The 10,673-nt window shown below is 75.7% G+C and carries 7 protein-coding genes; 6 read left to right on the forward strand and 1 reads right to left on the reverse strand.

Annotation, left to right across the window (positions count from 1 at the left end):
- Positions 1-3 precede the first annotated feature (3 nt).
- Positions 4-2,754 carry a bifunctional YncE family protein/alkaline phosphatase family protein gene (locus ACH5AR_RS29885; RefSeq protein WP_396304652.1) on the forward strand — a complete coding sequence of 917 codons (2,751 nt, stop codon included), beginning with the start codon at positions 4-6 and terminating at the stop codon, positions 2,752-2,754.
- A gap of 164 nt (positions 2,755-2,918) precedes the next feature.
- Positions 2,919-3,374, forward strand: coding sequence for a universal stress protein (locus tag ACH5AR_RS29890; protein ID WP_396304653.1), 456 nt, complete (start codon positions 2,919-2,921; stop codon positions 3,372-3,374).
- Between the two features lie 3 nt (positions 3,375-3,377).
- On the opposite strand, the gene ACH5AR_RS29895 is transcribed toward ACH5AR_RS29890, so the two are convergent.
- On the reverse strand, positions 3,378-4,424 hold the full coding sequence (locus ACH5AR_RS29895) for a lactonase family protein (RefSeq protein ID WP_396304654.1): 1,047 nt from the start codon (positions 4,422-4,424) through the stop codon (positions 3,378-3,380).
- Positions 4,425-4,707: 283 nt separating this feature from the next.
- Here ACH5AR_RS29895 and ACH5AR_RS29900 point away from each other — a divergent pair, with 283 nt between their 5' ends.
- The 4 genes from ACH5AR_RS29900 to ACH5AR_RS29915 all read left to right on the forward strand — a co-directional run bounded on the left by ACH5AR_RS29900 (position 4,708) and on the right by ACH5AR_RS29915 (position 10,613).
- Positions 4,708-6,537 (forward strand): glycoside hydrolase family 15 protein, encoded by a 1,830-nt coding sequence (locus ACH5AR_RS29900; RefSeq protein ID WP_396304655.1) that lies wholly within the window; start codon positions 4,708-4,710, stop codon positions 6,535-6,537.
- Positions 6,534-7,901, forward strand: coding sequence for a glucose-6-phosphate dehydrogenase (locus ACH5AR_RS29905; protein WP_396304656.1), 1,368 nt, complete (start codon positions 6,534-6,536; stop codon positions 7,899-7,901). Before ACH5AR_RS29900 ends, ACH5AR_RS29905 begins: the two co-directional genes overlap by 4 nt.
- 41 nt (positions 7,902-7,942) lie before the next feature.
- Positions 7,943-8,452, forward strand: a complete 510-nt coding sequence (locus tag ACH5AR_RS29910; RefSeq protein WP_396304671.1) for a gluconokinase — start codon at positions 7,943-7,945, stop codon at positions 8,450-8,452.
- Positions 8,453-9,248: 796 nt separating this feature from the next.
- Entirely contained in the window at positions 9,249-10,613 is a 1,365-nt protein-coding gene (locus tag ACH5AR_RS29915) for a serine hydrolase domain-containing protein (RefSeq protein ID WP_396304657.1), read from the forward strand.
- The last annotated feature ends 60 nt before the right edge of the window (positions 10,614-10,673 follow it).

Consider the following 10,673-nt stretch of genomic DNA (forward strand, 5'->3'; position numbering starts at 1 on the left):
GCCATGCAGGTAACGCGTCGTCGACGCAGCCGGAACGAGCACGTGGTCCTCCTCGGCCGACAGGTGGGCCGCAGGGCCGCGCTCGCCACGGCCTGCGTCACGGCGGTGGCCGTGGCCACCGGCACCGCCTTCGCGAGCACCCACCAGTTCGGCGAGGACCAGGTCGGTCAGAGCACCGCGAACGGTCTGGTGATCTCCAGCGACCAGTACCTCGCCCCGTACGGCACCCGGCAGGTCATCGACAACGGCAAGATCATGGGCTCCGCGGTCAGCCCGGACGGGACCCACCTGGCCGCCGCGGTCGCCGACGGTGACGCGGCGCTGGTCGTGGTGGACCTGAAGACCGGCAAGGTACGGCAGCGCGTCGGCACCAACAAGGCCGACGAACTGCGCATCCCCAAGGGCTCGGTCGGCCAGGAGTCCCCGGTCTACTCGCCGGACGGCCGGCAGCTGTGGCTGGGCCAGCTCGACGGCTACACCCGGTTCACCGTGCAGGCCGACGGCACGCTGTCCGCCCCGGTCGCGGTGCCGATACCGGCCGACGGCGGCAAGCACGCGCTGGCCTCCGGGGCGGTGTTCTCCGCCGACGGCTCGACGGTGTACGCCGCCGTCAACGGGCAGAACCGGGTGGTCGCGATCGACGCGGCGACGGGCGCCGTCCGGCAGAGCTGGACGGTCGGCAACGCGCCGCGCGCCGTGGTGCGGGTCGGCGCGAAGCTGTACGTCTCGAACGAGGGCGGGCGCGCGGCCACCGCCGGGGACACCACGATCAACTCCTACGGCACCCAGGTCCCGGCCGACCCCTCGACCGCCGCCACCACCACCGGCACCGTCAGCGTGATCGACCTCGCGGACCCGGCCGCCGCCGTGCGCTCCGTCGCCGTCGGCCTGCACCCGACCGCGCTGCACGCCCGCGACGGCGTGGTGTTCGTCGCCGACACCGCCTCCGACGAGGTGTCGGTGATCGACACCGCGCACGACACGGTCGTCCAGACCGTCTCCACCAAGCCCTGGCCGGAGGCCTCCGTCGGCTACGAGCCCACCGCCGTCACCCTCACCGACGACGGCCGGCTGCTGGTGACCCTGGGTCGGGCCAACGCCGTGGCCGTCTACCGCTTCACCGGCGCGCAGGAGCCGGTGGGCTACGTCGGCCTGCTGCCCACCGACTACTTCCCGGCGGAGATCGCCACCGTCGGCTCGGAGGTGATCGTCTCCAACACCCGCGGCATCGACGCCCGGCGGCCCGACAGCACCGGTGCGCACCGGACCCACGACACCACCTCCAGCCTCACCCGGTTCACGCTGCCGAGCGACAGGGAGATCCGCTCGCAGACCGCCGGGGTGTTCCGGCAGAACGGCTGGACCGCCAACGCGGTCAAGCTCGCGAACGGCCGCAAGGCGAAGGCCGAGGCGGTGCCCAAGCGGATCGGCGACCCGTCGCCGATCAAGCACGTCTTCCTGATCGTCAAGGAGAACCGCACCTACGACCAGGTCTTCGGCGACGTCGCCGAGGGCAACGGCGATCCGGCGCTGGCCCAGTTCGGCGCGAACGTGACGCCCAACCAGCACGCGCTGGCCGAGCAGTTCGGGCTCTACGACAACACCTACGACATCGGCACCAACTCCGCCGAGGGCCACAACTGGCTGATGCAGGCGGACAACCCGGAGTACACCGAGTCCTCGGCCGGCGAGTACGAGCGCAGCTACGACACCGAGGACGACGCCCTGGGCCACCAGCGCTCCGGCTTCCTGTGGACGGGCGCGCAGGCCGCGGGCAGGACGGTGCGCGACTTCGGCGAGTTCCACCAGTTCCTGGACAAGCCCGCCGACGCCACCTGGCAGAACCTCTACTGCGACGCCAGGACCATGGACGCGACGGGGCAGGGCAGCGCCTACGCCCTCCGGTCCTCCTCGCCGATCCCCTCGCTCAACAGCGTCTCGGTGCCGGGCTTCCCGAAGTTCGACACCGACGTGCCGGACCTGTACCGCTACCAGGTCTGGAAGCAGGACTTCGAGAAGAACGGCCCGGCGGACCTCAACATGCTGTGGCTGTCCAGCGACCACACCGGCGGCCCGGCGAGCCCGGCCGCCCAGGTCGCCGACAACGACCTGGCCACCGGGCGGATCGTCGACGAGATCAGCCACAGCCCGTACTGGAAGGACTCGGCGGTCTTCGTCGTCGAGGACGACTCCCAGGCCGGCCTCGACCACGTGGACGGCCACCGCGCCCCGATCCAGATCATCAGCCCCTGGGCGCAGCACGGGGCCGTGGACAGCCGCTACTACTCGCAGATCACGATGATCCGCACCATCGAGCAGATCCTCGGCATCCACCCGATGAACCAGAAGGACAGTGCGGCCAGCCCGATGACCGGCGCCTTCACCGACGAGCCGGACTACACGCCGTTCACCGCGGTGCCCAACCGGACCTCGCTCACCGACGGCCTGAAGACGGCCCCCTCCTGCGGCCCGGACGTCCCCGGCGAGCAGGACCTCAGGGCGGCCGCGGCGCCGGTCACGGCCGCGCCGCCGGCGCAGCGGCAGTCCGTCGCGGCCCAGTGGGACGCCTGGAAGTCCCACCAGCGGCTGACCGGGCCGAACGCGGCCCCGGACCGCGCCAACCCGGCGCAGATGGAGCACCTGGTCTGGTACCAGACGCACAACTGGGCCACGCCGTACCCGGGCGAGGGCGCGATCCTGGCGCCGGACGACGTGCCCGGGGCGTACCTGCCCTCGCCGGAGAACGACGGCTGAGCGCCTCCCCCTGCCGGGGCCCGGTCGCCGTGGGCGGCCGGGCCCCGTCCGGACCAGCCGGACTGCGCGCCCGGTGCGGTCGGTACCAGGCTGGAGCCCGAGCCCGGTGACGGCGGACCACCGACCGGTGCGATCCTCCGCCGCCGTCGAGTCGAGGAGGAGACATGGCCGAGCAGCCCGAGGGCAGGGGCCGCATCGTGGTCGGGGTGGACGGCTCGGCGCCGTCCGAGCGGGCGCTGCGCTGGGCCGTGCGCCAGGCCGAGCTCACCGGCGCCGCGGTGGTGGCGGTGATCGCCTGGGAGTACCCGACCTACCACGGCGCGCGCGGCTGGTTCCCGCCGGCGGCCACCGACGAGGCGGCGTTGGAGGGGCGGGCGCGCCAGGAGGTCGACCGGGCGGTCCGGCAGGCCGTGGGCGAGCGCCCGCCGGTCGAGGTGCGGGCCGAGGCGCGGTACGGCACCCCGGCCGGGGCGCTGGTCGAGGCGGCCCGCGGAGCGGACCTGCTGGTCGTCGGCAGCCGGGGCCTCGGGGGTTTCGCGGGGATGCTGCTGGGCTCGGTGGCCCAGCACTGCACCCGGCACGCCACCGTCCCGGTCGTGGTGGTCCGGGAGGAGGAGTAGCCGTCAGGCGAACAGGACGGTGGAGGCCGCCGGGACGGCCAGCGAGCCCGCCCGGCGGGGGACGCCGGTGGCGGCGTCCACGTCGAACCAGGTGACGTCCCCGGAGTGCTCGTTCGCCGCGTAGAGCCGGGTGCCGGTGGGGCCCAGCACCAGGTCGCGCGGCCAGCGGCCCCCGCAGGGCACCGAGGCGGTGACGTGCGCCCGCTCGCCCGTCGCGTCGAGGGCGAGCACCACGACGGTGTCGGTGCCGCGCTCGGCCGCCCACAGGAACCGGCCGTCGGGGGAGACCACCGGGGCCGACGGCGAGACCGGGCCCTCGACGCCGTCGGGGAACAGCGGGGCCTCCGTGAGCGGTTCGAGCGTCCCGGCCCCGGCGTCCCAGCGGCAGACCGTCACGACCGGCCGCAGCTCGCCGAGCACGTACGCCAGCCGGCCCGAGGGGTGGAAGGCGAGGTGGCGCGGCCCGGTGCCGGGCGGCAGCGGGGTCTGCGCGTGCAGGGTGAGCGCGCCGGTCGCCGGGTCCAGGGCGCAGACCCGCACCGAGTCGGTGCCGAGGTCCACGCTGAGCACCCAGTTCCCCGAGGGGTCGGGGAGCACCTGGTGGGCGTGCGGCGTGCGCTGGCGGTCCGGGTCCGGGCCGCTGCCCCGGTGGCGCAGCACGTCGCTCGGCCGCCGCGGGGAGCCGTCGGCGGCGAGCGGCAGCACGCTGACGCTCCCGGAGCCGTAGTTGGCGGTCAGCAGGTGGCCCCGGGCGAGGCTCAGATGGGTGGGGTGGTCCCCGTCCACCGGGACGGGGGCGCCGAGCGGGCGGGGCAGCGGCCCGTCGAGGCGGTAGGCGCCGACGGCGCCCGGCTGCGTCTCGGACACGGCGTAGAGCACCGGGCCGTCCGCGGCCCGCCCGAGGGCGAGGTAGGACGGGTCGACGGCGTCGACCGTACCGGTGGCGGTCAGCGCCCCGGTGTCCGGATCCACGGCGGCGACCACGATCCCGCGCCCGCCCCCCGAGGTGAAGGAGCCGATGAAGGCCCGCCCCGCGTCCCTGCCCGCCACCGCAACCTCCGCTGTCCGCCGTCTGTGCGCGCTCAGACGCTAGCAGTTGGCTCCGGGCCGCCCGCGCCCGGTGGTGGCGGGCGGGATTTTTCACCGGAATGCACGGCTGCCGGGCGCGGCCGGATCGCGCGGCAGGCCGATCCCCGGGAACGTGGGAGCCGGTGGCCGCCACACCGGAGCCGGCGGACGCCGTCACGGCGGCGCCGCCGTCCGGCCGGTCCCGTGCCCCGGGTCCCGAGTCCCGCGCCCCGCCCACCCGACGACCCTGCGGAAGCGAGGCGCCATGCACGACCCCGACCCGCCGTTCCGGCCGCTGGGCCGGCGCGACGGCTACCCGCCGCTGGAGGACCTCGGCCTGATCGGGAACGGCACCACGGCCGCACTGGTCGGCCTGGACGGCGCGGTGTGCTGGCTGTGCCTGCCCCGGTTCGACTCCGAGCCGCTGTTCTGCGGGCTGCTGGACCACGCGCGCGGCGGGCACTTCACGCTCGCCCCGGAGGGCCTGCTGGAGGCCAGGCAGCGCTACGAGCCGGACACCGGCGTGCTGGTCACCGACCTGCGCGGCCCCACCGGCCTGGTGCGCGTGACCGACGCGCTGACCCTGCGCTCCGGCGCGGACCTCACCGACGACGCGCCGGCCGACCGCGGCGAACTCGTGCGCTCGGCCGTGGTGCTGGACGGCACCGTCCGGCTGCGGGCGGAGCTGGAGCCGCGCGGCGGCGCGCAGAGCCGGGCCCTGTTCAGCGGGCTGGAGGTGCGGCCCAACCGGCGCCCGGACCTGCGCCTGCACCTGCGCGCCAACCGGCCGCTGGCGGGCCTGCGCACCACCCACGAGCTGCGGCAGGGCGAGCGCCTGGACCTGGTGCTGTCCTGGGGCCGCTTCCACCGGCACCACCGCTTCGACGCCGACGCCACCCTGCGGGGCACCGCCGAGGCCTGGCGCCGCTGGATGGGGCACTTCGCCTACGACGGCCCCCAGGAGCCGCTGGTGCGGCGGGCCGCGATCACCCTGAAGCTCTGCGACGACTGGGCCAACGGCTCGCTGGTCGCCGCCCCCACCTCCGCGCTGCCCGCGCCGATCGGCGGGGTCCGCAACTGGGACTACCGCTACAGCTGGATCCGCGACGCGGCGTTCGCCGTCTTCGCCCTGCGCCGGATCGGCTTCCGCGGCGAGGCCGACGCCTTCCTCGGCTGGGTCCTGGACGCCTTCGAGGCCAGCGGCCGCCCCCGGATCATGTACGACCTGCGCGGCGGCCCGGTGCCGGACGAGATCGAGGACGGCGAGCTGGAGGGCTACCGGCGCTCCGCCCCGGTGCGCTGGGGCAACGGCGCGGCCGACCAGCGCCAGCACGACGTCTACGGCGAGATCCTGGACTGCGCCGACCAGTGGCTGCGGGCCGGCGGCGAGATCCAGCCCGCGCTCTGGGCCGGCCTGGCCAGGCTGGCCGACGCCGCCGCCCGGGCCTGGCGCCAGCCGGACCAGGGCATCTGGGAAGTGCGCAGCGAGGGCCGGGTGTTCACGTACTCGGCGGGCCTGTGCCAGGTCGCCCTGGACCGCGCGGCGCGGATCGGCGAGCGGCTCGGCCGGCCCGCCGGGACGGAGCACTGGCGCGCCTCGGCGGAGGAGCTGCGCCGGCTGATCCTGGAGCAGTCCTGGGACGAGGACGCCGGGACGCTCAGCGCCCACCTGGACGGCGGCGGCACGCTGGACGCGAGCCTGCTGGCCCTGCCGCTGCGCGAGGTGGTGCCGGCCGGCCACCCGCGGATGGTGGCGACCGCCGCGGCCGTGGCCGAGCGGCTGTCGGCGGGCGGCGGGCTGCTCTACCGCTACCTGCACGAGGAGTCCCCGGACGGCCTGCCGGGCGACGAGGGCGCCTTCGTCCTGTGCAGCTTCTGGCTGGTCGAGAACCTCGTCGGCCAGGGCCGCACCGAGGAGGCCGAGGAGCTGTACGCCTCGCTGTGCTCCCGGGCGAGCCCGCTGGGGCTGATGTCCGAACAGATCGACCCGTCCACAGGAGAGTTCATGGGCAACTTCCCCCAGGCGTTCAGCCACATCGGGATCATCGCCGGCGGCGTCAGCCTCGGCCGGGCGAGAGCCGGTGGGCGGGGATGATCGAGCGACTGGCGATCCTCGGCGCGACCGGGGACCTCAGCGCCCGCTTCCTGCTGCCGGCGCTGGCCGCGCTGCGGGCGGGCGGGCACGTCGGCGACGCGCTGCGGGTGACCGGGGCGAGCCGGGAGGAGTGGGACACCGGCCGGTACCGCGCCTGGGCGGCGGCCCGGCTGGACGAGCACGGCGGCGACCTCCCGGCCGGGGCGCGGGAGGCGGTGGCGGGCGCCGTGGACTTCCGGCGGGCCGACGTCACGGACCCTGCCGACGTGGCCGCGGTCGTCGCGGGCGAGGGGCCGGTGGCCGTCTACCTCGCCCTGCCGCCGGCGCTGTTCCCCGCCGTGGTCACCGCCCTGCACGCGGCGGGCCTGCCGGCCGGCAGCCGGATCGTCCTGGAGAAGCCGTTCGGCGAGGACCTGGCCGGCGCGCAGGAGCTCAACCGGCTGCTCGCCGACCTCGTGCCGGAGCGGGCGGTGTTCCGGGTCGACCACTTCCTGGCCATGACGACGGTCCAGAACGTCCTCGGCAGCCGGCTGGCCAACCGGGTGCTGGAGCCGATCTGGAACAGCACCCACATCAGCGAGGTGGACATCGTCTGGGACGAGACGCTGGCGCTGGAGGGCCGGGCCGGGTACTACGACCAGGTCGGGGCGCTCAAGGACATGGTCCAGAACCACCTCCTCCAGCTGCTCTGCCTGGTGGCCATGGAGCCGCCGATCACGCTCGGCGAGCGGGACCTGCGCGACCGGAAGGTGGACGTGCTGCGCTCGGTGCGGCCGCTGACCGGCGACGACGTGCTGCACCGCACCCGGCGGGCGCGCTACCTGCCCGGCCGGATCGGCGACCGCGACGTCCCGGCGTACGCCGAGGAGGAGGGCGTGCGCCCGGAGCGCCGCACCGAGACCTTCGCCGAGGTGGAGCTGGGGCTGGACAGCTGGCGGTGGGCCGGGACGCGGTTCCGGCTGCGCAGCGGCAAGGCGCTGGGGGAGGACCGCAAGGAGGTCGCGGTGCACTTCCGCCCGGTGCCGCACCTGCCGTTCGGCCACGGCGGGCAGGCCCGGCCCAACGTGCTGCGCTTCGAGCTGGAGCCGGAGGGGCTGGCGCTGGACCTGACCGGCATCGGGGCCCGCGCCCACGAGCTGGCCCCGGTCTCGCTGACCGCGCGGATGGCGCCGCAGGAGCTGCCCGCGTACGGCCGGCTGCTGCTGGACGTGCTGAACGGGGATCCGGCGCTGTCGATCCGCGGCGACGAGGCCGAGGAGGCCTGGCGGGTGCTCGAACCGGTGCTGTCCGCCTGGGAGCGGGGCCTCGTCCCGCTGGAGGAGTACCCGGCCGGCTCGCAGGGGCCGCCGCCGCGGTGGAGCTGACGGTGCCGGGCGGCGGGGGCCGCACCCCGTGCGTCGTGGTGATGGGGGTGGCCGGCACCGGCAAGTCCACGGTGGCCCGGCTGCTCGCGCGGCGGCTGGCGGTCCCCTTCGCGGACGGGGACGACTTCCACCGGCCGGACTCCATCGCCCGGATGGCGGCGGGCGTCCCGCTCGACGACGCGCGGCGGCTGCCCTGGCTGCGGGCCGTCGGGCGGTGGCTGGCGGAGCGGGACGCGGCGGGCGGCGGGGGCGTGGTGACCTGCTCGGCGCTGAAGCGGCGCTACCGGGACGTCCTGCGGCAGGCCAGCCCGGACGCCTTCTTCCTGCACCTGACGGGCAGCCGGGCGCTGCTGGCGGAACGGATCGGCGGGCGGCGGGGGCACTTCATGCCGCAGTCGCTGCTCGGCTCGCAGCTGGACGCGCTCGAACCGCTCGGCGCGGACGAGCGGGGCGCGGAGCTGGACGTCGGGCCGGCCCCCGCGGTGCTGGTCGAGGCGGCGCTGGCGCTGCTGCCGGGGCCGGGGGGCGCCACTCCCGACCCAACCGCGTGATCCTGTCGCATTCCGGCACAGCCGTCACAGGCGCCCAAGAAATAACGCATATAATCTGACGAATAGCTGTTCGAGTGGCTGGTGAGATCTGAACCTCATATTTTCAGCCAAAGAATTCGGGCCCCTTCTCGCGCGTTCCGGGCGGGATCGGGAGGCGCACCAGGGATTTTGGGGTTCCGATTACCGGCGGGGCCGCTTTCCGTTCAATCGGATGGGGTTGCGAGCGGCTGATCCGCCGTGAAGACTGTTGCGCGTTCGTCGTCCGGACGTTCGGGGCGACAGGGATTGCGCGGCTCCTCGGCCGTGTCGGCGCGTTCCGCGCGACGTGCGCGGGGACGGATCGCCGACAAGGGGGATGGACATGCCGGGTAAGGCCGTTGCGCAGGTGGGCGCCGGAAGAACGGGCGGTCGGCGGGGAACGGTTTTCTGTTCGAAGGTCCCGGCGGGGTAAGGGTATTCGCGGTCCGCGGTGCACCGCGAACCGGTCCGCCGCTCATCGCGCGGAAGGATTTTCCGGTCGCATTCGCACGGCCCGGTCAGGACGTGCCGGAGCGACTCCGGAACGGCTCCGCGAGGGCGGGATCGGCGCCCGGCCGCGGGTGTCCGGGGATTCCCGTTCCCGGCACCGACCGCGCGCCCACGACCGGGCCCGGGCCGATTCCCCCGTTCCCACGTGTCCTGAAGCGGGCGGTTCCGGCGGCCGGGAATTCCCACCGCCCCGCACCCCCGATCCGCGAATCCACCGCGGGCGCCCGGCGCGCCCGCACCCGAGAACCAGTCAACGGGAGCTTCCGTCATGCCGTACGCCAGTCCGGCGCCCGCCCGCGAGCGGTCGCCGCTCCTCCTGCGCGGCGAGCTGCAGCACCGGCTCGACGCACTCGCCCGCGCCCACCGGGTGCCCGGTGCCCAGCTCGTGCTGGACACCGGCTCGGAGACCGTCGCCCTGCACACCGGGGTGGCCGACACCGGCACCGGGGAGCCGTTCACCGAGGACACCGCCGTGCCGGTGGGCTCGCTGACCAAGCCCTACACCGCCGCCCTGGTCGTGCTGCTCGCCGACGACGGCGACCTCGACCTCGACGAACCGGCCGCCGAGCACCTCCCGGAGCTCCGCGAGCTGCCTGAAGTAACGATTCGTCATCTGCTGAGCCACACCGGCGGACTGCCCACCGGGCCGGACTCCGACACCGCCGCCCGCACCACCGCGACGCGCTACCTGGCCGCGGTGTGCACCGCCCGGGACGCGCTCTTCCCGCCCGGCACGGACTTCTCCTACTCCAACGCCGGCTACGTCGCCGCCGGACGCCTGGTCGAGGCCGTCACCGGGATGCCCTGGCACGAGGCGGTGCGCACCCTGCTGCTCGAACCCTTCGGCACCCGGGCGGTGTTCGTCGGCACGACCGCGCCCGGGCGGCCCGTCGCCAGCGGGCACGCGCTCAACGCGGCGACCGGCCGGCCCCGGGCCGTGCGGCAGAACCTGGCCCCGCTGGAGGCCCCGGCCGGCGCCCTGCTGGCCGGCGCCGCCGACCTCGCCGCGCTCGGCGCCGCCCTGGTCGGCCGGGCCAAGGCGCTGCCCCCCGAGGCCGCCGCGCGGATGCGCCGCCCGGAGCCCGGCGCCCGGCCGGGCGCGCTCGCCGACGGCTGGGGCGCCGGCGTCGCGCTCCACCGGCGGGACGGCCGGCTCTGGTGCGGCCACGACGGCAACGCCATGGGCACCTCCTGCCACCTGCGGGCCGACCCGGACAGCGGCGTGGTGGTCGCCTTCACCGGCAACGCCGGCTCGGCCACCGCCCTGTGGCGCGACCTCGCGGCCGAACTGGAGGAGCTGGCCGGGCTGCGGATACCCGCGGCGATCGAGCCGGTGGCGGCGGGCGGCCCCGCGCTGCTCGCCGGACCGGCGACGCTGGCCCGGTGCGCGGGCGACTACCGCAACGGCTCGGTCCGCTACCGGGTCGAACCGCCCGGCGCCGGACCGGCCACCCTCTCGGTCGACGGCGACCTGCCGATCCCGCTGCGCTGCTACGCCGACCTCTCCTACGACCTGATCGCCCCCGACACCGGCCGCCCCGAGCCCGGCGGGCGCTTCCACCGGGACCCGGCCACCGGCCGGATCGACCGGGTGCAGGTCTCCGGGCGCACCGCCCGCCGGGCGGGCGGCTGACCGCCCTCCGGCCCGGCGTACCGCCGCCCGCCCTGCCCCGTACCGCCGCCCGCCCCGCCT

This window comes from Kitasatospora sp. NPDC018619 (assembly GCF_044391605.1).
In the GTDB taxonomy this organism is placed as follows: Bacteria; Actinomycetota; Actinomycetes; order Streptomycetales; family Streptomycetaceae; genus Kitasatospora.

Bases quoted from the DNA above. Each gene is read 5' to 3' on its own strand.
- ACH5AR_RS29885 (WP_396304652.1), top strand. From the start codon at position 4: ATGCAGGTAACGCGTCGTCGACGCAGCCGGAACGAGCACGTGGTCCTC.
- ACH5AR_RS29890 (WP_396304653.1), top strand. From the start codon at position 2,919: ATGGCCGAGCAGCCCGAGGGCAGGGGCCGCATCGTGGTCGGGGTGGAC.
- ACH5AR_RS29900 (WP_396304655.1), top strand. From the start codon at position 4,708: ATGCACGACCCCGACCCGCCGTTCCGGCCGCTGGGCCGGCGCGACGGC.
- ACH5AR_RS29905 (WP_396304656.1), top strand. From the start codon at position 6,534: ATGATCGAGCGACTGGCGATCCTCGGCGCGACCGGGGACCTCAGCGCC.
- ACH5AR_RS29910 (WP_396304671.1), top strand. From the start codon at position 7,943: ATGGGGGTGGCCGGCACCGGCAAGTCCACGGTGGCCCGGCTGCTCGCG.
- ACH5AR_RS29915 (WP_396304657.1), top strand. From the start codon at position 9,249: ATGCCGTACGCCAGTCCGGCGCCCGCCCGCGAGCGGTCGCCGCTCCTC.